21 protein-coding genes are annotated in these 23,895 nt (G+C 72.5%); 14 read left to right on the top strand and 7 right to left on the bottom strand.

The genetic code is table 11. The features are described from left to right. Positions 1 to 3: 3 nt before the first annotated feature. The 4 genes from ACZ7HQ_RS03755 to ACZ7HQ_RS03740 form a co-directional block, all read right to left on the bottom strand. Positions 4 to 681, bottom strand: coding sequence for a response regulator (locus ACZ7HQ_RS03755; RefSeq protein ID WP_470984185.1), 678 nt, complete (start codon positions 679 to 681; stop codon positions 4 to 6). Then, a complete protein-coding gene (locus ACZ7HQ_RS03750) occupies positions 678 to 1,907 on the bottom strand; it encodes a sensor histidine kinase (RefSeq protein WP_470984183.1) in 1,230 nt (409 codons plus the stop codon). The genes ACZ7HQ_RS03755 and ACZ7HQ_RS03750 overlap by 4 nt, the downstream gene beginning before the upstream one ends. Before the next feature lie 102 nt (positions 1,908 to 2,009). Then, positions 2,010 to 2,288 carry a PspA-associated protein PspAA gene (pspAA, locus tag ACZ7HQ_RS03745; RefSeq protein WP_470984181.1) on the bottom strand — a complete coding sequence of 93 codons (279 nt, stop codon included), beginning with the start codon at positions 2,286 to 2,288 and terminating at the stop codon, positions 2,010 to 2,012. Between the two features lie 32 nt (positions 2,289 to 2,320). Next, positions 2,321 to 3,112 carry a PspA/IM30 family protein gene (locus tag ACZ7HQ_RS03740; protein ID WP_470984179.1) on the bottom strand — a complete coding sequence of 264 codons (792 nt, stop codon included), beginning with the start codon at positions 3,110 to 3,112 and terminating at the stop codon, positions 2,321 to 2,323. 249 nt (positions 3,113 to 3,361) lie between these two features. On the opposite strand from ACZ7HQ_RS03740, the gene ACZ7HQ_RS03735 reads away from it, so the two are divergent. From ACZ7HQ_RS03735 to ACZ7HQ_RS03725, 3 genes are all read left to right on the top strand, one after another. Beyond that, on the top strand, positions 3,362 to 3,988 hold the full coding sequence (locus ACZ7HQ_RS03735; protein ID WP_470984177.1) for a DUF3043 domain-containing protein: 627 nt from the start codon (positions 3,362 to 3,364) through the stop codon (positions 3,986 to 3,988). A gap of 83 nt (positions 3,989 to 4,071) precedes the next feature. Continuing rightward, the gene (locus ACZ7HQ_RS03730; RefSeq protein ID WP_470984176.1) at positions 4,072 to 4,773 is read left to right on the top strand and encodes a class I SAM-dependent methyltransferase; all 702 of its coding nucleotides are present in this window, start codon (positions 4,072 to 4,074) and stop codon (positions 4,771 to 4,773) included. Between the two features lie 56 nt (positions 4,774 to 4,829). Then, positions 4,830 to 5,903, top strand: a complete 1,074-nt coding sequence (locus ACZ7HQ_RS03725; protein ID WP_470984173.1) for a S1C family serine protease — start codon at positions 4,830 to 4,832, stop codon at positions 5,901 to 5,903. A gap of 57 nt (positions 5,904 to 5,960) precedes the next feature. On the opposite strand, the gene ACZ7HQ_RS03720 is transcribed toward ACZ7HQ_RS03725, so the two are convergent. After that, positions 5,961 to 6,173, bottom strand: a complete 213-nt coding sequence (locus tag ACZ7HQ_RS03720; RefSeq protein ID WP_470984171.1) for a hypothetical protein — start codon at positions 6,171 to 6,173, stop codon at positions 5,961 to 5,963. Positions 6,174 to 6,251: 78 nt separating this feature from the next. Here ACZ7HQ_RS03720 and ACZ7HQ_RS03715 point away from each other — a divergent pair, with 78 nt between their 5' ends. Further along, the gene (locus ACZ7HQ_RS03715) at positions 6,252 to 7,454 is read left to right on the top strand and encodes a bifunctional adenosylcobinamide kinase/adenosylcobinamide-phosphate guanylyltransferase (RefSeq protein WP_470984169.1); all 1,203 of its coding nucleotides are present in this window, start codon (positions 6,252 to 6,254) and stop codon (positions 7,452 to 7,454) included. A 36-nt stretch (positions 7,455 to 7,490) separates the two neighbouring features. Here the strand turns inward: ACZ7HQ_RS03715 and ACZ7HQ_RS03710 are convergent, their stop codons facing one another. Continuing rightward, entirely contained in the window at positions 7,491 to 8,474 is a 984-nt protein-coding gene (locus tag ACZ7HQ_RS03710) for a class I SAM-dependent methyltransferase (RefSeq protein ID WP_470984167.1), read from the bottom strand. A gap of 132 nt (positions 8,475 to 8,606) precedes the next feature. Here ACZ7HQ_RS03710 and cobT point away from each other — a divergent pair, with 132 nt between their 5' ends. The 3 genes from cobT (at position 8,607) to ACZ7HQ_RS03695 (ending at position 12,338) form a co-directional block, all read left to right on the top strand. Beyond that, the gene (gene cobT, locus ACZ7HQ_RS03705; protein WP_470984165.1) at positions 8,607 to 9,671 is read left to right on the top strand and encodes a nicotinate-nucleotide--dimethylbenzimidazole phosphoribosyltransferase; all 1,065 of its coding nucleotides are present in this window, start codon (positions 8,607 to 8,609) and stop codon (positions 9,669 to 9,671) included. A gap of 95 nt (positions 9,672 to 9,766) precedes the next feature. Continuing rightward, positions 9,767 to 11,560 carry a phosphatidylglycerol lysyltransferase domain-containing protein gene (locus tag ACZ7HQ_RS03700; RefSeq protein WP_470984163.1) on the top strand — a complete coding sequence of 598 codons (1,794 nt, stop codon included), beginning with the start codon at positions 9,767 to 9,769 and terminating at the stop codon, positions 11,558 to 11,560. A gap of 25 nt (positions 11,561 to 11,585) precedes the next feature. Then, positions 11,586 to 12,338: a hypothetical protein gene (locus tag ACZ7HQ_RS03695; RefSeq protein ID WP_470984161.1), complete on the top strand. Its 753-nt coding sequence runs from the start codon at positions 11,586 to 11,588 to the stop codon at positions 12,336 to 12,338. Between the two features lie 75 nt (positions 12,339 to 12,413). Here the strand turns inward: ACZ7HQ_RS03695 and ACZ7HQ_RS03690 are convergent, their stop codons facing one another. Next, positions 12,414 to 13,178: a hypothetical protein gene (locus ACZ7HQ_RS03690; protein WP_470984158.1), complete on the bottom strand. Its 765-nt coding sequence runs from the start codon at positions 13,176 to 13,178 to the stop codon at positions 12,414 to 12,416. 60 nt (positions 13,179 to 13,238) lie between these two features. Between ACZ7HQ_RS03690 and ACZ7HQ_RS03685 the strand changes: the two genes are divergently transcribed. The 7 genes from ACZ7HQ_RS03685 (at position 13,239) to aceE (ending at position 23,876) form a co-directional block, all read left to right on the top strand. Then, positions 13,239 to 14,024 (top strand): adenosylcobinamide-GDP ribazoletransferase, encoded by a 786-nt coding sequence (locus tag ACZ7HQ_RS03685; RefSeq protein ID WP_470984155.1) that lies wholly within the window; start codon positions 13,239 to 13,241, stop codon positions 14,022 to 14,024. A 125-nt stretch (positions 14,025 to 14,149) separates the two neighbouring features. Further along, positions 14,150 to 14,755 (top strand): RDD family protein, encoded by a 606-nt coding sequence (locus tag ACZ7HQ_RS03680; RefSeq protein ID WP_470984153.1) that lies wholly within the window; start codon positions 14,150 to 14,152, stop codon positions 14,753 to 14,755. A gap of 258 nt (positions 14,756 to 15,013) precedes the next feature. Continuing rightward, on the top strand, positions 15,014 to 16,561 hold the full coding sequence (locus ACZ7HQ_RS03675; protein WP_470984151.1) for a leucyl aminopeptidase: 1,548 nt from the start codon (positions 15,014 to 15,016) through the stop codon (positions 16,559 to 16,561). 304 nt (positions 16,562 to 16,865) lie between these two features. Beyond that, complete coding sequence (lpdA, locus tag ACZ7HQ_RS03670) at positions 16,866 to 18,254, top strand: dihydrolipoyl dehydrogenase (RefSeq protein ID WP_470984148.1); 1,389 nt, start codon at positions 16,866 to 16,868, stop codon at positions 18,252 to 18,254. A 61-nt stretch (positions 18,255 to 18,315) separates the two neighbouring features. Continuing rightward, entirely contained in the window at positions 18,316 to 20,097 is a 1,782-nt protein-coding gene (gene sucB / locus ACZ7HQ_RS03665) for a 2-oxoglutarate dehydrogenase, E2 component, dihydrolipoamide succinyltransferase (protein WP_470984145.1), read from the top strand. Between the two features lie 182 nt (positions 20,098 to 20,279). Continuing rightward, positions 20,280 to 20,903: a GntR family transcriptional regulator gene (locus ACZ7HQ_RS03660; RefSeq protein ID WP_470984143.1), complete on the top strand. Its 624-nt coding sequence runs from the start codon at positions 20,280 to 20,282 to the stop codon at positions 20,901 to 20,903. 270 nt (positions 20,904 to 21,173) lie between these two features. Further along, positions 21,174 to 23,876, top strand: coding sequence for a pyruvate dehydrogenase (acetyl-transferring), homodimeric type (aceE, locus tag ACZ7HQ_RS03655; RefSeq protein ID WP_470984140.1), 2,703 nt, complete (start codon positions 21,174 to 21,176; stop codon positions 23,874 to 23,876). Positions 23,877 to 23,895 lie beyond the last annotated feature (19 nt).

Genomic DNA, 23,895 nt, shown 5'->3' with positions numbered 1-23,895 from the left:
AGATCACTCCGTCCTCGGACGTACCAGCCCCGACTCGTACGCGATCACCACCAGCTGGGCCCGGTCGCGGGCGCCCAGCTTCGCCATGGCCCGGTTGACGTGGGTCTTCACCGTCAGCGGACTGACCTCCAGGCGTTCGGCGATCTCGTCGTTGGAGTGACCTCCGGCGACCTGGACGAGCACCTGCCGCTCCCGGCCGGTGAGCGCGCCGAGCCGGTCGGAGCGAGCGGGGTCACGGCCGTCGTCGTCGCCCTGGGCGAGGAAGCGGGCGATCAGCCCCTTGGTGGCCGCGGGAGACAGCAGAGCCTCACCGCCCGCCGCGATCCGGATGGCGTTCAGCAGCTCCTCCGGCTCGCTGCCCTTGCCGAGGAACCCGGAGGCGCCCGCGCGCAGCGCCTGGACGACGTAGTCGTCGACCTCGAAGGTGGTCAGGATGACCACGCGGACCTCCGCCAGGGAGGGATCGGTGCTGATCAGCCGGGTGGCGGCGAGCCCGTCCGTGCCCGGCATCCGGATGTCCATGAGGACGACGTCGGCGCCCCGCTCCTTCAGCAGCCGGACCGCCTCGGCACCGTCGGGGGCCTCCCCCACCACCTCCATGTCGGGCTCGGAGTCGACCAGCACCCGGAACGCGCTGCGCAGCAGTGCCTGGTCGTCGGCGAGCAGGACACGGATCGTCATGCGGGCTCCCCCTGGGCCGTCGTACGGGTCTTGAGGGGCAGGATCGCATGGACGCGGAAGCCGCCGCCGTAGCGGGGCCCGGTGGTGAGGGTGCCGCCGAGCGCGGTGACCCGCTCCCGCATGCCGAGCAGCCCGTGCCCGCTCCCGGCGCCGGGCACACCGGCCGCCCCCGCGCCGTCGTCCAGCACGGTCACCTCGATGTCCGTCCCCACCCGTACGACGCTGACCTCGGCCTTCGCCTGCGGCCCGGCGTGCTTCTGCACATTGGTCAGGGCCTCCTGGACGATCCGGTAGGCGGCCAGGTCGACGGCGGCGGGCAGCTCGGTGCCCTGGTCGGCGCGGGCCACCTGCACCGGCAGGCCCGCGTTGCGGAAGGTGTCGGCCAGCTCCTCCAGGCGGCTGAGGCCGGGCGCGGGTTCGGTCGGGGCCTCGGGGTCACCGGACTGGCGCAGCAGCCCGACGGTGGCACGGAGCTCGTCCAGCGCGGAACGGCTGGCCTCACGCACGTGGGCCAGGGCCTCCTTGGCCTGGTCGGGCCGCTTGTCCATGACATGCGCGGCCACCCCGGCCTGCACGTTCACGAGGGCGATGTGATGGGCGACCACGTCGTGCAGATCGCGCGCGATGCGCAGCCGCTCCTCGGCGACCCGGCGGCGGGCCTCCTCCTCGCGGGTGCGTTCGGCGCGTTCGGCGCGCTCCCGGATGGCCTGGACGACCGCGCGCCGGCTGCGTACGGCGTCCCCCGCGGTGGCGCCGATGCCGGTCCAGGCGAGCACGCCGAGGTTCTCCTGCGCGTACCAGGGCAGCGGGCCGCCGAGCATGGCGGCGGCCGTCAGCACGGTCATGGTGAGCAGGCCGACGCGCCAGGTGGTGGTGCGGTCGGTGGTCGCGGCGACGGTGTACAGGGCGATGACGGCGGACATCGCGACCGGGGCGCGGGGGTCACCGGTGACGCACTCGAGCACGGAGAGGGCACCGGTGACGGCGAGGACCGTCTTGGGGGCGCGGCGGCGGAAGACGAGGGCGGCCGCGGCGAGCAGCATGAGCAGGAGGCTGAGCGGGTCGGGCGTACGGACGCCCCAGGTGACGCCGTGCGCTCCGCGGGGTACGACGAAGGAGCCGGCGACCATGCACACCAGCACACCTGCGGCGATGGACGCGTCCAGGGCCAGCGGGTGGGCCCTGAGACTGCAGCGGGCGCGGTCGAGGGTGCGGGCGGTACTCACGGATGGAACAGTACGGGTGCTCGGCGGTGCCCCGAAGGGGCGCGGGGCACTGCGCGACCCACCCCCCGCACCCGCGGGCGGGAACGGCGGGTGCTTGTGGCGCTACCCCGGGATCAAGCCGTCGTCGGCGAGCATCGCCCGTACCTCCTCCAGCGACGCGTCCGGCGCGGGGAGGATCAGTTCGGAAGGTTCCAGCGCGTCGTCCGGCAAGGGCGTGCCGAGCCGGCGGACGGAGTCGAGGAGGGCGGTGAACGTACGGCGGAAGCCCTCCTCGTCGCCGTTCTCCATCTCGGCCAGCAGCTCGTCGTCCAGCTTGTTCAGCTCGACGAAGTGGGAGTCGTCCAGCTTCACCTGGCCCTCCCCCATGATCCGTACGATCACGTCGGCCTCCTCGGCTCGGGTCCCGGCGCGGGCTACTGCTTGTCGAAGCGCGGGGTGTCCTGCGGCTGCTGCTGGGTCTGCCCCTGGCCGGTGCCGCCCTCGATGGCCTGCTGCGGCGAGCCTCCGGCCAGCTCGGCCTTCATGCGCTGCAGCTCCAGCTCTACATCACTACCACCGGAGAGCCGGTCCAGCTCGGCCGCGATGTCGTCCTTGGCCATGCCGGTCGGGTCGTCCAGGGCACCGGAGGCGAGCAGCTCGTCGATGGCGCCGGCGCGGGCCTGGAGCTGCTGCGTCTTGTCCTCGGCGCGCTGGATGGCGAGGCCGACGTCGCCCATCTCCTCGGAGATGCCGGTGAAGGCCTCGCCGATGCGGGTCTGGGCCTGGGCGGCGGTGTAGGTGGCCTTGAGGGTCTCCTTCTTCGTACGGAACGCGTCGACCTTGGCCTGCAGGCGCTGGGCCGCCAGGGTGAGCTTCTCCTCCTCGCCCTGGAGGGTGGCGTGCTGCGTCTCGAGGTCGGTGACCTGCTGCTGGAGGGCGGCGCGCCGGGACAGCGCCTCGCGGGCCAGGTCCTCACGGCCGAGGGCGAGCGCCTTGCGGCCCTGGTCCTCGAGCTTGGTGGACTGCTGCTGCAGCTGGTTGAGCTGGAGTTCCAGGCGCTTGCGGCTGGTGGCCACGTCGGCGACGCCGCGGCGCACCTTCTGCAGCAGCTCCAGCTGCTTCTGGTACGAGTAATCGAGGGTCTCGCGCGGGTCCTCGGCCCGGTCAAGGGCTTTGTTCGCCTTCGCGCGGAAGATCATCCCCATACGCTTCATGACACCGCTCATGGGCTTCGCGCGCCCCCTTCTGACGGACTCCAGCTCACAGATCCTGCGACAGGACCCACAGTACGGGCCCTGACTCCATTACCGCACTGTTCGGGGAGTGATGAGCTCATCCCCAAGGACGACTGCGGACGGTACCGCTCCGGCGTGAGGAGTAGGTGAACCCCTGCCGTGATCCGCTGCCGTAACGTCCCCTCTGTCCCCCTACAGACGTCCGGTGTTGCCGGATCGTTCCCCGCCGGGCTGGGGTCCATGCCGGAGGAGCCCTTACCCTTGGGTTTTGTGTTCCGTAGCCGTGCCAAGGAAGAGAAGGCTCCCGCCGACAAGTCGCCGGTGACCCTCTCCAAGCAGTCCCGTGACCCGCAGGCCCCGAAGGGCAGGCCCACGCCCAAGCGCAGTGAGGCCCAGTCCCAGCGGCGCAGCGTGGCCAACACGCCCACCACCCGCAAGGAGGCCGCGAAGCGCCAGCGCGAGGACCGGCGCCAGGCCCTGGAGCGGCAGCGCCAGGCGCTGGCCAGCGGTGACGAGCGCTATCTGCCCGCCCGGGACAAGGGCCCGGTCCGCAAGTTCGCCCGCGCCTGGGTGGACTCGCGGTTCAACGTGGCGGAGTTCTTCCTGCCGCTCGCCGTGGTGATCCTCGTGCTGAGCGTGGTGCGGGTGCCGGCGATCCAGTCGGTCGCGCTGCTGCTGTGGCTGGTGGTGATCGTGCTGATCGTGGTGGACGCGGCGTTCAGCGGCTTCCGTCTGAAGAAGCGGCTCAAGGAGCGCTTCCCGGACGAGAACACCCGTGGCGCGGTCGCCTACGCCCTGATGCGGTCCCTGCAGATGCGCCGGCTCCGGCTGCCGAAGCCGCAGGTCAAGCGCGGAGAGCGGCCCTGAGCGCTGAGGCTTTCACCGGGGGTGCGGCAAGCGCCTGGCTGAGCAGGCTGGGCGGGCTGCGTGATGTCGTACGGCAGGAGCTGGTGGCCCGCCAGCTCGACGAGCAGATATCCGGGCGCTTCCCGGTCGGGCAGCGGCTGCGGGTGCTCGACGTGGGCATGGGCCAGGGCACGCAGGCGCTGCGCCTGGCCCGGCTCGGCCACCAGGTGACCGGCGTCGAGCAGGACGCGACGATGATCGCCGCCGCGCGTGAGGCGCTGGCCGCTGAGCCGGAGGGCATCCGGGAGCGGGTCCGCCTGGTGCAGGGCGACGGGCGGGACACCGGCGTGCACTTCCTGCCGGGCAGCTTCGACGTGGTGCTGTGCCACGGCGTCCTGATGTACGTGGAGGACCCGGACCCGCTGGTGGCCGGCCTGGCCCGGATGCTGGCGCCGGGCGGACTGCTGTCCCTCCTGGTCCGCAACGGCGACGCGCTCGCCGTGCGCCCGGGCCTCGCCGGCGACTGGGCGGGGGCCCTGGCCGCCTTCGACACCACCGCCTACCGCAACCGCCTCGGACTGGACGTACGGGCCGACCGGCTGTCGGCGCTCACCGCCACGCTCGCCGGGATCGCGGCCCCCCTGCACGCCTGGTACGGCGTCCGGGTGTTCACGGACACCGCGGCGGACGACGCACCGCTCCCGGACGACCTCCCGACGCTGCTCGCGGCCGAGGAACGGGCCGGGCGCACGGACCCCTACCGCGGGGTGGCGGCGCTGCTGCACCTGTGCGGCGTACGCGGCTGAGACCGTTCGGAGGAGCAGCGCGGGCCGGATGATCATCGCGACGTGAGACTCGGGGCATGGACGCTTCCCGCACCCGTGCCCTCCACAAGGCCCTGTCCGCCGTCGCGCTGGCGTGCTGCGTGGCCCTCGGCGCCGGCTGCACCGGCTCCGCCGCCCCGGCCGGCCAGGACACCGACGCTCCCGCGCGGGCGGCCGTGCCGATGGCCGCGAACGATCTGCAGGCCCAGTACCAGAAGGTCATCAGGGAGGTCCTGCCGTCGGTCGTGCAGATCCAGGCGAGCCACGGCCTGGGCTCCGGAGTGGTCTACGACGACAAGGGGCACATCGTCACGAACGCGCACGTGGTCCAGTCGGAGAAGACCTTCCGGGTGACCACGGCCAACACCGAGGAGCCGCTGACCGCACACCTGGTCTACTCCTACCCCGAGCAGGACCTGGCCGTGATCAAGCTGGACAAGGTGCCGGCCGGGCTGAAGGCGGCGGAGTTCGGCGACTCCGAGAAGGTGGAGGTCGGCCAGATCGTGCTGGCCATGGGCTCGCCGCTCGGGCTGTCCTCCAGCGTGACCCAGGGCATCGTCTCGGCGACCGGGCGGACCGTCAGCGAGGGCAGCTCGGGCGGGGGCACGGGCGCGACGATCGCGAACATGGTGCAGACCTCTGCCGCCATCAACCCCGGCAACAGCGGTGGCGCGCTGGTGAACCTGGCCGGGCAGGTCATCGGGATCCCGACGCTCGCCGCCGCCGATCCCGACCTCGGGGGCAGTGCGGCGCCCGGCATCGGGTTCGCCATCCCCGCGTCGATGGTGAAGACGGTCGCCGACCAGATCATCAGGAGCGGCAAGGTCGTCGACTCGGGGCGGGCCGCGCTCGGCATCACCGCGCGGACCGTCGTGGACGACCGCTACCAGCCCGCCGGGGTGGCGGTGGTCACGGTGAAGAGCGGTGGTGCGGCCGGCAGGGCGGGTCTGCGGCCCGGCGACATCATCACCAGGGTGGGTGACGAGCCCATCACCACCATCACCTCGCTCTCGGAGGCGCTGGCGGCGGACAAGCCGGGTCAGCGCACGACGGTGACGTTCCAGCGGGACGGCGCCGAGCGGACCGCGGAGGTGACGCTGGGCGAGCAGTGAAGGAGCCACGGCCCGGGGGCTCACCCGGGCCGTGCCCCTCCCCGCCGGCCGGCCGGACTACGCCGCGTCGGCGTGCAGGCTCATCGGTCCGTAGATCTCGGAGTTGTCCTCGTACAGCCGCACCTGGTCGGCCCCGCCCTCGAGCAGCGCCTTCCAGTGCTCCCCGATCCAGGACTCGGCATCCCCCTGCGTGGTGAACTCCTCGGGCTGCACCGCAGGCTGGACCTCCGTCCCGTCGGCCTTCTCGAACCGCCACGTCCATGCCGTCATGTGGGCCTCCTTGTGATCCAAGTTGCTGGAAGACTAGCCGGAAGCGCAAGAGCTGATCAGACAGGCGAAAATCGATCCGTGGAAGTGACTCTGCTCGGTACCGGCGCCCCGCCCGGACTGCCCCGGCCCGACTGCCCCTGCGCCGCCTGTGCGACCGCGCTCGGGCCCGGCGCGCGGGCGGCCACCGCCGTGCTGGTGGACGGGGCGCTGCTGCTCGACCTGACGCCGGGCGCGGCGTTCGCGGCGGCGCGGGCCGGGCATTCGCTGGGCGGAGTGCGCCAGGTGCTGCTGTCCCATCCGCACGACGGGCCGGCGGTGGAGGTGCCGGCCGGGCTGCCGCAGCCCGGGCGGGTACCGGACGGGCGGGAGTTGGCCCTGCTGACGGGGCATCGGGTGCGGGCCCTGGCGATGGACGCGGGCGGCACCGGATACGCGGTGACCGGCCCGGACGGCCGGCGGCTGCTCTACCTGCCGCCGGGCGGCGTACCGGCAGGTCTGGAGGAGGCGCGGGCGGAGTCGTACGACATGGTTCTCGCGGACGTCGTGGGCCGCCCGGACGCGCTGGCCCGGCTGCGGGCGGTCGGGTCCGTCGGTCCGACCACGGACGTGATCGCCGTCCATCTCGACCACGACGTGCCGCCCGGCCCGGAGTTGCGGCGCCGGCTGGCGGCGGCCGGGGCACGGGCGGTCGCCGACGGTACGACGCTGGTGGTCGGCGTGTACGAGGACGTGCCGGACGTGCCGCGCCGCACGCTGGTGCTGGGCGGGGCGCGCTCGGGCAAGTCGGTCGAGGCCGAGCGGCGTCTGGAGACCTTCCCGGACGTGCTGTACGTGGCGACCGGCGGGAGCCGGGACGGGGACGGCGAGTGGGCGCAGCGGGTGGCCGCGCACCGGGAGCGGCGGCCGGGGTCGTGGCGTACGACGGAGACGACGGACCTGGTGCCGCTGCTGCGCGAGGACGGGCCGCCGCTGCTGATCGACTGTCTGTCGCTGTGGCTGACGGACGTCATGGACTCCGTGGGGGCGTGGGACGACGCGGAGTGGGCGGGCGGGGGCGAGAAGGTGCTGCGGGAGCGGGTGCGGGAGCTGGCCGAAGCGGTGCGCCGTACGCGCCGGACCGTTGTCGCCGTGTCCAACGAGGTGGGCTCGGGAATCGTGCCGGCGACCGCGTCCGGGCGGCGGTACCGCGATGAGCTCGGCCGGCTGAACGCGGCGTTCGGGGCGGAGTGCGAGCAAGTGCTGCTGGTTGTCGCGGGGCAGGCCGTGGTGCTTCGCGGCTGACGGGGTGCCCGGTGCCGGTACCGGGCGGGGGTGCGGTCAGACGGCGGCCTTGCGCGCCACGATCCGGTACGCGTTGGAGAACGGGGTGTGGCGGAACAACGGTGCCAGGGCGTGGTCCAGGGCCGAGGCCAGCGCCCGCACCGGCGCCGCGGCGGCTCGCAGCAGCGGATGGTGGGCCAGGACGAGGGCGAGTGCCGCCGACAGGTCGTACGGCACGTGCGGATCCGTGCGGTCGGTCACCAGAACCGTGCAGCCCAGGCTCTCCAGCTCCGCGCGCAGGTTGGCCAGGGGCACCAGGTGCAGATGGCGGGGCTGGCCGTACGGGAGCCACCATCTGCCGAGCAGGGCGGCGAACGCGCAGCGCGGATCGGCGGTCTCCACGACGAGGTGGCCGCCGGGACGGAGCACCGTCAGCGCCGCGCGGAGTTCGACACGCGGGTCGGGCGCGTGCTCCAGATGGCCGAACATGCTGACCACGTCGTAGCGGCCGCGCAGCCGGGCCGTCATCCCGGGCGTGGAGAGGAAACCCCGGTGGGCCTCCTCGACCCGCTCCTCCAGCTGGGCCTGCTGCACCCGGGCCGTCGGGTCCAGCCCGTCGAAGCTCGTGTACGGGAAGAACTCCTTCGCCGCTTCGGGGAAGCGGGCGTGGCCCGTGCCCACGTCCAGCCAGCTCTCCGCTTCGGCCAGCGCCGACAGCCTGCGGGCGGCGGCGCGCTGCCGGCGCCGGGTCGCGCGGTCGGACAGGACGAGGGCGGTGAACTCCTCCAGGTGCCGTTCGTAGAAGTCCCGGTGGAAGAAGGCGAACCCCTCCGCCGTGAGCCGGGGGTTCTGGAAGACGTGGGCGCAGTCACGGCACCGGTCGACGACGAACCTGCCCGGCCGGTGGCGCAGGGGGTCGCTCGGGCGCACCCGGGTGCGCAGCCGGTCCGAGCCGCACCAGGGGCACGTCTCACGGCGCGGCTCCAGGAACGGGTCGGAGGACCGCGAGGGGGTCGTCGGCGTGAAGGGCGAGGTCGGCATGGGCGCTCCCTGTGCGACATTCCGCTGCAAACCGGAACGTATGGGATCCCGATCTTGGGTGCAATGATGTCGTCGGGGTGTGGTGGCGATGTGGCACGGAAGCGTTCGTTCTCTGGCGGTACTGTTCGGCGAATGAGCAGGCTTAATCTGGACGACTTCACCGATCTGATCGAGCGCCCGGACGGGGGCGTGCGCCGCGACGCCGAGGCCCGGCGGGAGCGCCAGATCGTGCCGCCCGGGGCACTGGGCCGCCTCGACGAGCTGGGCGAGTGGCTGGCCGCCGCGCAGAGCGCCGTACCAGTACGGACCGTGGAACGGCCGCGGGTGATCCTCTTCGCCGGTGACCACGGAGTCGCCGGGCTGGGCGTCTCGGCGCGCCCCGCGGGCAGTGCGGAGCAGTTGGTGCGCGCGGTGCTGGAGGGCGCGAGCCCGGTGGCGGTCCTCGCGCGGCGGCTGGAGGTGCCCGTGCGGATCGTGGACATGGCTCTGGACTGCGCGCCCGACGCCTTCCCGGAGGACGTCGTACGGCACCGGGTGCGGCGGGGCAGCGGCCGTATCGACATCGAGGACGCGCTCACCCTGGACGAGGCCGAGGCGGCGCTGCGCGCGGGCGTCGCCGTCGCCGACGAGGAGGCGGACTCGGGTACGGACCTGGTGGTGCTCGGCGACATCAGCGTGGGCGGGACCACGGCCGCGGCGGTGCTGATCGCCGCGCTGTGCGGGACCGACGCGTCGGTGGTGACCGGACGGGGCGGGCTCGCGATCGACGACCTGGCGTGGATGCGCAAGTGCGCGGCGATCCGGGACGCGCTCAGGCGGGCGCGGCCGGTGCTCGGGGACCAGTTGCAGCTGCTGGCGACCGTGGGCGGGGCGGACCTCGCGGCGATGACCGGGTTCCTGCTGCAGTGCGCGGTGCGGAAACTGCCGGTGATCCTGGACGGTGTCGTGGCTGCCGCGTGCGCGCTGGTCGCCCAGCGGGTCGCGTTCCGGGCGCCGGACTGGTGGCTGGCCGGGCACGGCAGCGGGGAGCCGGGGCAGGCGAAGGCGCTGGACCGGATGGCCCTGGAGCCGCTGCTGGAGCAGGGCGTGAAGGTCGGCGAGGGGGCGGGTGCGCTGCTGGCGCTGCCGTTGGTCCGGGCGGCGGCGGCGCTGGCCGCGGAGCTGCCCGAGAAAGAGCCGGAAGAGACGAAGCAGTAGTCGGGTTCCGGCCGGTTCGACGCCCCGGGAGCACGCACGCCACAGGGAGCTGAATAGTACGGTTGGCCCGGGCAGCGCCCATATCATCCTGCCCCATGGGAGATGCCCGAATTGCCGTGCAGCAGGCCGAGCCGGGGAGCCCGGGTGAGGAGAGGCGGCGGTTCACCGGGGGCTCCCGACGGGCCGCCGCCTTCGCCGTCTGGTATCTGCGGACCGTCGCCTTCATCAACTTCCTCAGCGCGGTCTGGGTCTCGCTGGGCCAGGACGTGCGCCGGCACAACCAGGACGACTTCTTCACGCCGTACCTGCTGACGGCCGGCTTCGCCTCGGGCGTCTTCACCGCGTTCCTGGCGATCACCATGCGGCGCAGGAAGCGGGCCGCCTGGATCCTCAACCTCGTCCTCAGCGGCTCCTTCCTCGCCCTGTTCGCACTCGCCATGGCGTTCCCGGAGCTCCGGCGGTACCCGCAGAACTGGATCTCCCTCGTCCTCACGGCCGCGTTCGTCGCCGCGCTGCTCGTGGGCCGCCGGGAGTTCTACGCCAAGGGCGACCGGTCCAACCCCCGGCTGGCCGCGACCGTCGCCCTCGGCGGCGGGCTCGTGGCCAGTCTGCTGGCCGGGATGCTGGTGACCGTCACCAACCAGGCGCCGGACGCGGCCCGTTCGACCTTCCTGGAGCGCTGGCACTACGGCACCCTGCGCCTGGTGTCGGTGGCCGCCGACGAGTCCCGCTTCCAGGGCATCGAACCGCCGAACTGGGCCAACGTCGCCGTCAACGTGCTCAGCACCGCCCTCGTCCTCGCCGTGCTCTACGCCGCCTTCCGCTCCCGGCGCGCCGTCGACCCGCTCACCGAGGACGACGAGAAGCAGCTGCGGGCCCTGCTGGAGCGGCACGGCGAGCGGGACTCGCTGGGCTACTTCGCGCTGCGCCGGGAGAAGAGCGTGGTGTGGTCGCCGACCGGGAAGGCGGCCGTCGCCTACCGGGTGGTCGGCGGGGTGAGCCTGGCCTCCGGTGATCCGCTCGGGGATCCCGAGGCCTGGCCGGGCGCGATCGCGCCGTGGCTCGCCCAGGCACGGGCGCACGGCTGGATCCCGGCGGTGATGGGGGCGAGCGAGGAGGCGGGCACCGTCTACGCCCGGCACGGGCTGGACGCCCTGGAACTCGGCGACGAGGCGATCGTGGAGGTCGCCGACTTCACGCTGGAGGGCCGGGCGATGCGGACGGTCCGGCAGGCGTACAACCGGGTGAAACGGGCCGGGTACGAGGCCCGGATCCGGCGCCACGAGGACATTCCCGCGCAGGAGTTGGCGTACCTCGTCGAGCGCGCGGACGACTGGCGGGACGGGGCCACCGAACGCGGGTTCAGCATGGCGCTCGGCCGGCTCGGGGACCCGGGGGACGGGCAGTGCGTGATGCTGGAGTGCACGGACGCCGAGGGCCGGCTGCGCGCCCTGCTGTCCTTCGTGCCCTGGGGCCCGCACGGGCTGTCCCTGGACCTGATGCGCCGCGACCGGCACGCCGAGAACGGGCTGATGGAGTTCATGGTCCTCGAACTGCTGCGGCGGGCCGGAGAGATCGAGATCACCCAGGTGTCACTCAACTTCGCGATGTTCCGTTCGGTCTTCGAACGTGGCGCGCGCCTCGGTGCCGGTCCGGTGCTGAGGTTGTGGCGGTCGCTGCTCAGTTTCTTCTCACGCTGGTGGCAGATCGAGTCGCTGTACCGCGCCAACGCCAAGTACCGGCCCATCTGGGAGCCGCGGTTCCTGCTCTTCGAGAAGAGCGCGGACCTGCTGCGCATCGGCCTCGCCTCGGCCCGCGCGGAGGGCTTCCTGGAGGCGCCGGGACTGCCCAAGTGGCTGCACCGCAGGCACCTGGACACGCACAGATGACCGCACGGGGGATGAGGAACCGTTGATGAGAGAGCTCGCCCGCTGGGCCCGCGAGGAGTGGGGCCTGCTGTACGTCACGGTACGGGAGGCCCTTCTGAAGCGGCGCCTGCGGGCGATCCCGATGACGGTCTCGGCGGTGTGCCTGACGGCCCTGCTCCAGTACGTGCAGAACCAGTCGTGGGGCTACCAGTTCGTGCAGTACGCGGGCGCCGTACGGGCCGAGGACCCGCTGTGGCTGGCCCTGCTGCGCACCCCCCTGTCGCTGTTCGTTCCGGCGCTGGACCTGCCGGTGTGGGGCGCGCTGGCACAGATCCTGCTGGTCTTCGGGATCGCCGAGATGTGCATCGGCTGGTGGCGGACGCTGGGCATCGCGTACGTCGCCACGCTCGCCGGGACCCTGTACGCGCGCATCGGCATCTCACTCGGCACGCACGCCGCGTTCGGGCTGCCGTGGACGGACGCGCAGGTGGTGGACACCGGCCCGTCGGCGGCGGTGGTGGGCCTCGCGGTGTTCGTGAGCTGGCGGTACGGCGCCTACCTCACGGCGGGCGCGGTGACCCTGGCGATGGTCGTCGAGGTACTGCTCAAGGAGAACCTGGCGGGCAAGGAGCACCTGGCCGCGCTGATGGCCGTGGGCATGCTGTGCCTCGCGGTGGCCCTGCGCAGCCGCCACGGACACCGGCTGCGCCGCGCGTACGGCCACGCACTGCGGCGCGGCCAGCGCCGCCCGGCCAGCCGGGCCGGCCGCGGCTCGGGCTTGCCACCGATCCAGTCCTGAAGGGCACGGCGGCGGTGGCGCGGGGACGGCGGCGGGGCCCCGCAGAGTCGCCGCAGGCACCCGGCTGCGGCGCCGTCAGCGGCGGTCCGGCAGGTCGGTCGGGCGGGGGTCGGGCTTGCCGGCGATCCAGTCCTGAAGGGCACGGCCCCTCCCGGCCCAGCGGCGGTCGTGGCGGTAGGCGCGCAGGGCGGCCCTGGCGCGGGCGCGGGGGCGGCGGCCGTAGAAACGGCGGGCCCACGGGGAGCCGGGGCGGGCGAGCCGGATCGCGCCGAAGAGCGCGACCAGCGGCACGATCGCACCGAAGAGCGCGATGCGGGTCTTGCCCTTGCTGAGGGCGATGAGCGCGAAGAGGAAGTTCACGGCGACGGTGCCGAGGACACCCCCGCGGTCCTGCAGCTCCTGGTCGGTCAGGTCGTTGACACCGAACGGGGCGAACCCGGCGAGCAGCAGCCCGACGAGCGCGGCGGTGACCACGACGACCTCGACGCTCTTGCGGCCCTCCTCGGTCCAGTAGACGTCGGCCAGGTGCAGGATCAGCGCGAACTCGTCCAGGACCAGACCGACACCCATCCCGAACAGGACGGCGGACACGCCCCCGCCCACACCGTGCCGGTCGCTGGCGACCGCGCCGAACCCGCCGACGACGGTGAGGACGACCCCGGGGACGACGTGGTGGACGTGCAGCCCGCCCGCCTTGACGTTGCCGAACGGCCCCTTGCCCGCCCGGATCAGACGGGTGATCACCCGAGTGACCAGGAAGGTCAGCAGGAGGGCGACGAGGGCGAGCAGCAGCGGGAGTTTGCCCGGTTCGACGATGTCCCGTTCCCACCAGTGCCCCATATGCGCACCTTATCCCCGGCCACGGAGAGCGGCTCCGCGACCGCCGGGTAGCCTTCGCCGGTGCTCAAGTCCCCCCGCCTCGACGGCCTCCGCTTCGCTTTCGGCACCCTCACCGTGCTGCCCGTCCGGGTGCACCGCTGGGACCGGCCGGCCGCACGCGGCGGCATGCTGGGTGCCCCGGTCGCCGGGCTGGCCGTCGGCGCCTGCGCGGCCGGACTCGGACTGCTCCTGCTCGCCCTGGGCGCCGGCCCGCTGCTCGCCGCCGTCGCCTCGGTCGCCGTTCCGGCGGCCCTGACCCGAGGTCTGCACCTCGACGGACTCGCCGACACCGCCGACGGCCTGGGCAGCGGCAAGCCCGCGGAGGACGCGCTGCGGATCATGAAACAGTCCGACATCGGCCCGTTCGGCGTCCTCACCCTGGTCCTGACACTGCTGGCCCAGGCCGCGGTCCTGGCGCAGCTGTACGGCGACTCCTGGGGCCGGGGGGCCGCGGCGGCCGTCACCTCGGCGGTCACGGCCCGGCTCGCCCTCACCCTCGCCGCGCGCGCCGGGGTGCCGGCCGCCCGGCCGGAGGGGCTGGGGGCGGCGGTGGCCGGGGTGGTGCCGGCGCCGGGCGCGCTGGCGACCGCGGCGGCCGTCACGATCGGCTCGGCCGCCTGCGGCACGGCTCTCGGCCCGTACGGTGCCGTGCGTGCCGCAGCCGCGGTGGTACTGGCCCTGGCGACGGCCGAACTCCTGCTGCGCCGCTGTGTACGCCGCTTCGGCGGGGTCACCGGGGACGTGTTCGGCGCGCTGGCGGAAACCGGGGCGACGGCGTCGCTGGTGATCCTGGCGCTGGGTCGCTGAAGGCGGCCCCGGACGGGCGCGGACGCCGAGCGCTAGGCTCTCTGCCCGTACACGGACAAAAGAACCGCACCACAAAAGAACCTACAAAAGAACCGCACCAAAGCACTGCACATCGGGGGAATTCCGTGCTGAAACTGCGCCGCACCGTGGCCTGGTCCATAGACTTCGCGCTGGTCGTGGCGGCAGCCACCCTGCTCGCCGTCCTGACCTTCCACAGAATCAGCGCGCTGGTGACCGACGTACCGGAACTGGCCACGAAGGGCGGCCTGGACCTGGTGACCTCGCGCGGTGACGTCATCGGCGCCTCCGAGCACCTCGGACTGTCCCTGTGGGACAAGGTGGTGCTGGATGTCGAGGAGGCCTTCGGCGCGCTCGTCGTCGTGACGTTCCTCTACCAGTGGGCCTGCCTCACCTGGCTCGGCCGCACCCTCGGCAAGGGCCTGCTCGGCCTGCGGGTCACCCCGCGGCTGTCCCGGCACGCCCTGCGCCGGGCCGCCGTCACCACCGCCGCCGACGTCGCGGTGTACGCGCTGGCCTGTGTGCTGCTGGTCGAGGGGCGGTTCGCGCTGTCGGTGCTGGTGTGGGCGGTCGCGGTGGTGCTGTTCCTGGTCAACGCGCTGACGGTGTTCTTCCCCGGCCGCCGCTCCCTGGCCGACCGGCTGGCCGGCACCTCGGTGGTGGGCGCGTTCAAGCGGGCGGAGTCCGCGCTGGGCGGCACCACCCAGGGCTGAGCCGGGACGCGGCGGCCGTGGCCGGTTCCCGGGCTCCGAGCAGCCGGAAGTGGCCACGACGCCACGCACAGGTGAACACCCGAAGGAATGAGCGAACGGGCACACGCGCGTAGTCTCGTCCCGGGTGTTCGCCGACAGGGTGAAGGCCCCGGTTGCCACCTGCGCCCAGGTTTGGACCTAGGGTCGGCTCTCGGGCCCGGTCGACCCACCCCCACATCGGCCACAGAAACTTCACATCGGAAGCGAGATTTCACCACCGTGACTGCTCTGACTCTCAGCACCGCCGCGGCGCCCGGCCTGCGGGCCGACGCGATCGTGATCGGTGTCGCCAAGGGCGCCAAGGGACCCGTCGTCGCGCCCGGCGCCGAGGCCGTGGACAAGGCGTACGACGGCAAGCTGGCCGGCGTCCTGGAGACCCTCGGCGCCTCCGGTGCCGAGGGCGAGCTGACGAAGCTGCCCGCACCGGCCGGCTTCAAGGCACCGCTCGTGGTGGCGGTGGGCCTGGGCGCGGAGCCGGACGCCAAGAGCGAGGACGCCGGTTACGACGCCGAGGCGCTGCGCAAGGCCGCCGGCGTGGCGGCCCGGGCGCTGGCCGGCTCGAAGAAGGCCGCGTTCGCGCTGCCCGTCGACGGCCCGGGCGCCCTCGGCGCGATCGGCGAGGGCGTGCTGCTCGGCGCGTACTCCTTCGACCTCTACAAGGAGAACGGCCGCCAGGCGAACGGTGCCGCGAAGGCCGGCAACGGCAAGGCGCCGCTGGCCGAGGCCGCGCTGCTCGGTGGCAAGCCGCGCGACGCCGCCCACAAGGGTGCCGTCGCCCGTGCCGTCGCGGTCGTCGAGGAACTGAACCGGGCCCGCGACCTGATCAACACTCCGCCGAACGACCTGACCCCGGCCATCTTCGCGGGCATCGCGCAGACCGCGGCCAAGGAGCACGGCCTCAAGGTGCAGGTGCTCGACGACAAGGCCCTGGCCAAGGGCGGCTACGGCGGCATCCTCGGCGTCGGCGGCGGCTCGGCAGCCACCCCGCGCCTGGTGAAGCTGTCGTACCGGCACCCGAAGGCGGCCAAGCACCTCGCCTTCGTCGGCAAGGGCATCACCTACGACTCGGGCGGCATCTCGCTGAAGCCGGCCGGGCACAACGAGACGATGAAGTGCGACATGAGCGGTGCGGCCGCCGTGTTCGCCGCCGTCGTCGCCGCCGCGCGGCTCGGCCTGGAGGTCAACGTCACCGGCTGGCTGGCGCTGGCCGAGAACATGCCGTCCGGCTCCGCCGTGCGCCCGGGTGACGTGCTGCGCATGTACAGCGGCAAGACGGTCGAGGTGCTCAACACCGACGCCGAGGGCCGGCTGGTGCTCGCCGACGCGCTGTGGGCGGCCTCGCAGGAGAACCCGGACGCGATCGTGGACGTCGCGACGCTCACCGGCGCGATGATGCTGGCGCTGGGCAGCCGGACGTTCGGTGTCATGGCCAACGACGACGCGTTCCGCTCTGCGGTGCACGAGGCGGCGGAGGAGGTCGGCGAGCCGGCCTGGCCGATGCCGCTGCCGGAGCACCTGCGCAAGGGCATGGAGTCGCAGGTCGCCGACATGGCGAACATGGGCGAGCGGATGGGCGGCGGCCTGGTCGCCGGTCTCTTCCTGCGCGAGTTCGTGGGCGAGGGGATCACCTGGGCGCACCTGGACATCGCCGGCCCGGCGTTCAACGAGGGCGGTCCGTTCGGGTACACGCCCAAGGGAGGCACGGGTTCCGCGGTGCGGACGCTGGTCCGGCTCGCGGAGCTCACCGCCGCGGGTGACCTGGGCTGAATCGCCTGATGGCCCGGTCCGTTCGGTAGGACGGATCCGCCGCGTGGGGGCTGTGCGCGCCCACGCGGCGGAGCCGCACATCGGACACGGCCCCGCGTGCCCTGCTCTCCCGCACGTCGTTTTCAGCTGTACGTGGGGTGTCTCACACTCCAGCCCGGCGTCTCGTCCGCCTCGAACAAGTGCAAAGATGGAGCCCGGCAGGACAGGGCCCCCACCGAAGGGCCGAAGCATCAAGCGGCCGGACACCAGCCGCCCGCCGGTCATCGGAGACCGGCGCAAGGCGCACATGCATGGAGGACGTGACGTGGCGAACGACGCCAGCACCGTTTTCGACCTAGTGATCCTCGGCGGTGGTAGCGGTGGTTACGCCGCGGCCCTGCGCGGGGCGCAGCTGGGCCTTGACGTCGCCCTGATCGAGAAGGACAAGGTCGGCGGCACCTGCCTGCACCGGGGTTGCATCCCCACCAAGGCCCTGCTCCACGCGGGCGAGATCGCCGACCAGGCCCGCGAGAGCGAGCAGTTCGGTGTGAAGGCGACCTTCGAGGGCATCGACGTCCCGGCCGTCCACAAGTACAAGGACGACGTGATCTCGGGCCTGTACAAGGGTCTGCAGGGTCTCATCGCGTCCCGGAAGGTGACGTACATCGAGGGTGAGGGCCGGCTGTCCTCCCCCACCTCCGTGGATGTGAACGGCCGGCGCGTCCAGGGCCGCCACGTCCTGCTGGCGACCGGCTCCGTGCCGAAGTCGCTGCCGGGCCTGGAGATCGACGGCGACCGCATCATCTCCTCCGACCACGCCCTCGTCCTGGACCGCGTGCCCAAGTCCGCGATCATCCTGGGCGGCGGTGTCATCGGCGTCGAGTTCGCCTCGGCGTGGAAGTCCTTCGGCTCGGACGTCACGGTCATCGAGGGCCTGAAGCACCTCGTCCCGGTCGAGGACGAGAACTCCTCGAAGCTTCTTGAGCGCGCGTTCCGCAAGCGCGGCATCAAGTTCAACCTCGGCACCTTCTTCCAGAAGGCCGAGTACACCCAGGACGGCGTGAAGGTCACCCTCGCCGACGGCAAGGAGTTCGAGGCCGAGGTCCTCCTCGTCGCCGTCGGCCGCGGCCCCGTCTCGCAGGGCCTGGGCTACGAGGAGGCCGGGGTCGCCATGGACCGCGGTTACGTCCTCGTCGACGAGTACATGCGGACCAACGTCCCGACCATCTCCGCGGTCGGTGACCTCGTCCCGACGCTCCAGCTCGCGCACGTCGGCTTCGCCGAGGGCATCCTGGTGGCGGAGCGTCTGGCCGGTCTGAAGGTCGTTCCGGTCGACTACGACGGTGTCCCGCGGGTGACGTACTGCCACCCGGAGGTCGCCTCCGTCGGTATCACCGAGGCCAAGGCCAAGGAGATCTACGGCGCGGACAAGGTCGTCGCTCTGAAGTACAACCTGGCGGGCAACGGCAAGAGCAAGATCCTGAAGACCGCGGGCGAGATCAAGCTCGTCCAGGTCAAGGACGGTGCCGTGGTCGGCGTCCACATGGTCGGCGACCGCATGGGCGAGCAGGTCGGCGAGGCCCAGCTGATCTACAACTGGGAGGCGCTGCCGGCCGAGGTCGCCCAGCTCATCCACGCCCACCCGACGCAGAACGAGGCGCTCGGCGAGGCGCACCTGGCGCTGGCCGGCAAGCCGCTGCACTCCCACGACTGAGCCTTCGGTCAACGGGCGCGACGACACAGACTTCCGCAATTCGTTAGGAGCAACCGAAACCATGGCGGTTTCCGTAACCCTTCCGGCGCTCGGTGAGAGCGTCACCGAGGGCACTGTCACCCGCTGGCTGAAGGCCGAGGGCGAGCGCGTCGAGGCCGACGAGCCGCTGCTCGAGGTGTCGACCGACAAGGTCGACACCGAGATCCCCTCGCCGGCCGCCGGTGTGCTGGCCTCGATCAAGGTCGCCGAGGACGAGACGGTCGAGGTCGGCGCCGAGCTGGCCGTCATCGACGACGGCACCGGTGCCCCCGCTGCCGCCCCGGCTCCCGCCGCTGCCGAGGCTCCGGCCCCGGCCGCTCCGGTGGCCGAGGCCCCGGCCCCCGCCCCCGAGGCTCCGGCCGCCCCCGCCCCCGCTGCCGCCCCGGCCGGTGGCGCCGAGGGCACGGACGTGGTCCTGCCCGCGCTCGGTGAGTCCGTCACCGAGGGCACCGTCACCCGCTGGCTGAAGTCGGTCGGTGACTCCGTCGAGGCCGACGAGCCGCTGCTCGAGGTCTCCACGGACAAGGTCGACACCGAGATCCCGGCGCCCGCCTCCGGCGTGCTGCTGGAGATCGTGGTGAACGAGGACGAGACCGCCGAGGTCGGCGCCAAGCTCGCCGTCATCGGCGCCCCGGGTGCCGCCCCGGCCGCCGCCCCGGCCGCCGCTCCGGCCCCGGCCGCCGCTGCCCCGGCGGCTCCGGCTGCCCCGGCTCCGGCTCCGGCCGCGCCCGCCGCTCCGGCCGCGCCCGCCGCTGCCGCCCCGGCTCCGGCCCAGCCCGCGGCTCCGGCCGCTCCGGCGCCCGCCCCGGCCCCGGCCCCGGTCACCCCGACCACCGCGCCGACCTCGCCGACCGCCACCCAGGCGACCGACGAGGGTGCCTACGTCACCCCGCTGGTGCGCAAGCTCGCCGCCGAGAACGGCGTCGACCTGTCCGCCGTCAAGGGCACCGGCGTCGGCGGCCGTATCCGCAAGCAGGACGTCCTCGCCGCCGCCGAGGCCGCGAAGGCCGCCGCCGCTGCCCCGGCTCCGGCCGCCGCTGCTCCGGCCGCCGCGAAGAAGGCGCCCGCGCTGGAGGTCTCCCCCCTGCGCGGCCAGACCGTCAAGATGCCCCGCATCCGCAAGGTCATCGGCGACAACATGGTCAAGGCGCTGCACGAGCAGGCCCAGCTGTCGTCGGTCGTCGAGGTCGACGTCACCCGCCTGATGAAGCTGCGCGCCAAGGCGAAGGACTCCTTCGCGGCCCGTGAGGGCGTCAAGCTCTCCCCGATGCCGTTCTTCGTCAAGGCCGCCGCGCAGGCGCTGAAGGCCCACCCGGTCGTCAACGCCAAGATCAACGAGGCCGAGGGCACGATCACCTACTTCGACTCCGAGAACATCGGTATCGCGGTGGACTCCGAGAAGGGCCTGATGACCCCGGTCATCAAGCGCGCCGGCGACCTCAACATCGCGGGCATCGCCAAGGCCACGGCGGAGCTGGCGGGCAAGGTCCGCGCCAACAAGATCACCCCGGACGAGCTGTCCGGTGCGACCTTCACCATCTCCAACACCGGTTCGCGTGGCGCGCTGTTCGACACGATCATCGTGCCGCCGGGCCAGGTCGCGATCCTCGGCATCGGTGCCACGGTCAAGCGTCCGGCCGTCATCGAGACTGAGGAGGGCACGGTCATCGGCGTCCGCGACATGACCTACCTGACCCTCTCCTACGACCACCGCCTGGTCGACGGCGCCGACGCGGCCCGTTACCTGACGGCGGTCAAGGCGATCCTGGAGGCGGGCGAGTTCGAGGTCGAGCTCGGTCTGTAACCCTCGGGTCCTGTGCCTGTACGACACCCCGTCCGGAGCCTCTCCGGGCGGGGTGTTCGTGTTTGTCGGCACCCGGAGCGTGTAAGCCTCGTCTCACCTGCGCAAAAGCACCCCCAGAGGTCCTACCCGCCAAGCGAACCCGCCGTATTGTCTAAACGTCAGCCCTCCCGAAGGAGCCCTCAATGACCGCGCCCGTCGTCCACTCGCTGCGCGAACAGATCCGCGAGCACATCGTGGAGGGGATCGTCAGCGGGCGCTGGCAGCCGGGTGAGCGCATCGTGGAGCGGCGGATCGCCACCGAGCTGGAGGTCAGCCAGACCCCGGTCCGCGAGGCCCTGCGCGAGCTGGAGTCGCTGCGCCTGATCGAGTCGGCCCCCAACAAGGGCGTACGGGTCCGCAACCTCACGGCGGCGGACCTGGAGGAGAGCTACCCGGTCCGGGCCGGCCTCGAGGCCATCGCGGCGGAGCTGGCGGCCGACCGCCTCGCGGTGGACTGCTCGGCCCTGGAACCGCACGTCTTCGCCCTGTACGAGGCCGACCGCAACGCCGACGGCACCGGCCAGGTCCGCCACACGGTCGGCTTCCACCGGGAACTCGTGCGCGCCGCGCGCAACTCCGTGCTCCTGCACACCTGGGAGGGCCTCGGCATCGAGGTCTTCACGGCGCTGTCGATCCGCTGGCTGGGGACGGTCCAGCAGTCGTACGCCGAGGAGCACGAGGAGCTCGTACAGGCGTTCAAGCGCCGGGATCCGCGGATCGCGGAGCTGGTGAAGGCGCACGTCCTCGGCTGCGCCCCCCGCCCTTGATTTCAGTCGAGCACACCCCCGCTCATACGCCTCCCCACCTGCGAAAACAAGGCGCTTCAGCGTCACCCGGTGCCATCGTCGAAGGCACCGCGTGCCTACTTTCTCGGAATCAAGACTTTTTCACCCTCAACCCTTTGATCGATCATCGATCAAGGAGTTACAGTCGCCGACGGACTTCCACCGAAGTCCAGCCCTGTCCTGCCAAAGACCTAGGGCACCCCCGAACCCTTACCGATGAGGGAACCCCCTTCGACTGAGGAAGGCGGCGACATGACCGACCCCAACGCCATCCAGCCGAGCGCGCTCGACCAGCTCCCGGACCGCGACCCGGAGGAGACCGCCGAATGGCAGGCCTCCCTCGACGCCGTCGCCAGGGAGGCCGGGCCGCACCGCGCCGCGTACCTGATGCGGCGCACGCTGGAGCGCGCCGAGGCGGGCGGCATCGCGCTGCCGAAGCTCCTCGAGACGGACTACGTCAACACCATCCCCACCTCCGCCGAGCCGGGCCTGCCCGGTGACCCGGAGCTGGAGGCCCGGATCACCGCCTGGAACCGCTGGAACGCGGCCGCCATGGTGACCCGCGGCTCGAAGCACGGCGTCGGCGGCCACATCGCCACCTTCGCCTCCGCCGCCTGGCTGTACGAGACCGGCTTCAACCACTTCTTCAAGGGCAAGGAGGGCGACGGCTCCGGCGACCAGCTGTACATCCAGGGCCACGCCTCCCCCGGCATCTACGCCCGCGCCTTCCTCGACGGCCGCCTGAACGAGGCGCACCTGGACAACTTCCGCCAGGAGGCCGGCGGCAACGGCCTGCCGTCGTACCCGCACCCGCGCCGGCTGCCCTGGCTGTGGGAGTTCCCGACGGTGTCGATGGGCCTCGGCCCGCTCTCCGCCATCTACCAGGCGCGCTTCAACCGCTACCTCACCAACCGCGGCATCAAGGACGTCTCGGCGTCCCACGTCTGGGCCTTCCTGGGCGACGGCGAGATGGACGAGCCGGAGTCGACGGCGGCCCTCGCGCTCGCGGCCCGTGAGGAGCTGGACAACCTCACCTTCGTCATCAACTGCAACCTGCAGCGCCTCGACGGCCCGGTCCGCGCCAACTTCAAGATTGTGCAGGAGCTGGAGGCCCAGTTCCGCGGCGCCGGCTGGAACGTCGTCAAGACGCTGTGGGGCTCGGCCTGGGACGAGCTGTTCCGGCTCGACACCACCGGCGCGCTCGTACGCCGGCTGCGCCAGGTACCGGACGCGCAGATCCAGACGTACCAGACCCGCGACGCCGCCTACATCCGCCGGGACTTCTTCGGCGCCGACCCGGCGCTCGTCGAGATGGCGAAGCTGCTGAGCGACGACAAGATCCTCGAGGTCTTCCACCTCTCCCGCGGCGGTCACGAGGCCCGCAAGGTCTACGCCGCGTACAAGGCCGCCGTCGAGCACAAGGGCGCGCCGACCGTGATCCTGGCCCAGACGGTCAAGGGCCACACCCTCGGCGAGGGCTTCGCGTCGAAGAACGCCAACCACCAGATGAAGAAGCTGACGGTGGACGAGTTCAAGGCGATGCGCGACCTGCTCGACCTGCCGATCAAGGACAGCGACTTCGTCGACGGCGTGGTGCCCTACGGCCACCCGGGCGCCGACTCGCCCGAGGTCCGCTACCTCCAGGAGCGCCGCGCGGCCCTCGGCGGCCCGGCCCCGGCCCGCCGCACCCACGCGCTGGCCCCGCTGCCCGCCCCCGCCGAGAAGGCGTTCGCCTCCTTCGACAAGGGCTCCGGCTCGCAGAACGTGGCCACCACCATGGCCTTCGTCCGCCTGGTCAAGGACCTGGTCCGCGACAAGGAGACCGGTAGGCGCTGGGTGCCGATCGTCCCGGACGAGGCGCGCACCTTCGGTATGGAGTCGCTGTTCCCGTCCCTGGGCATCTACTCCCCCAAGGGCCAGACGTACGAGCCGGTCGACCGCGACCAGCTGATGTACTACAAGGAGGCCAAGAACGGCCAGATCCTCAACGAGGGGATCACCGAGGCCGGTTCCATGGCCGACTTCATCGCCGCGTCCACCGCGTACGCGACGCACGGCGAGGCGATGATCCCGTTCTACATCTTCTACTCGATGTTCGGCTGGCAGCGCACCGCCGACCAGATGTGGCAGCTCGGCGACCAGCTCGGCCGCGGCTTCCTCGTCGGCGCGACCGCCGGCCGTACGACCCTCACCGGTGAGGGCCTGCAGCACGCCGACGGCCACTCCCCGGTCATCGCCGCGACCAACCCGGCCGCGCTGACGTACGACCCCGCGTTCGCCTACGAGATCGCGGTGATCGTCCGTGAGGGTCTGCGCCGGATGTACGGCGAGGCCAAGCCGGGCGAGGACCAGAACGTCTTCTACTACCTGACGGTCTACAACGAGCCGCTGCCGCAGCCCGCCAAGCCGCAGGGCCTCGGCATCGACGAGGGCATCGTCAAGGGCCTGTACCGCTTCAGCACGGCGGAGTCCGCGGGCGTGACCGCCCCGGCGGGCGCCCCGCGCATCCAGCTGCTGGGCTCCGGTACGGCGATCCACTGGGCCGTCGAGGCGCAGAAGCTGCTCGCCGAGGAGTGGGGGGTTGCCGCCGACGTGTGGTCCGCCACCTCCTGGTCGGAGCTGCGCCGGGACGCGATGGAGGCCGACGCGGCGCTGCTGCGCGGCGAGGAGCGCGTGCCGTACGTCCGCCAGGCGCTCCAGGGCGCCGAGGGCCCGGTCCTGGCCGTCTCCGACTACATGCGCCAGGTCCCGGACCAGATCGCGCAGTGGGTCGAGCAGGACTACTCCTCGCTGGGCGCCGACGGCTTCGGCCTCTCCGACACCCGCGAGGCCGCCCGCCGCCACTTCGGCGTCGACGCCGAGTCGATCGTCGTCGCGGCCCTGGCCCAGCTGGCCAGGCGCGGCGAGGTGAAGGCCACGGCGGTCAAGGAGGCCCGGGAGAAGTACGGGCTGTAGGCACCGAGGTGCTGCGAAG

The organism is Streptomyces sp. NPDC037290 (assembly GCF_055603245.1).
This window is presented reverse-complemented; position numbering and strand designations above follow the sequence as displayed.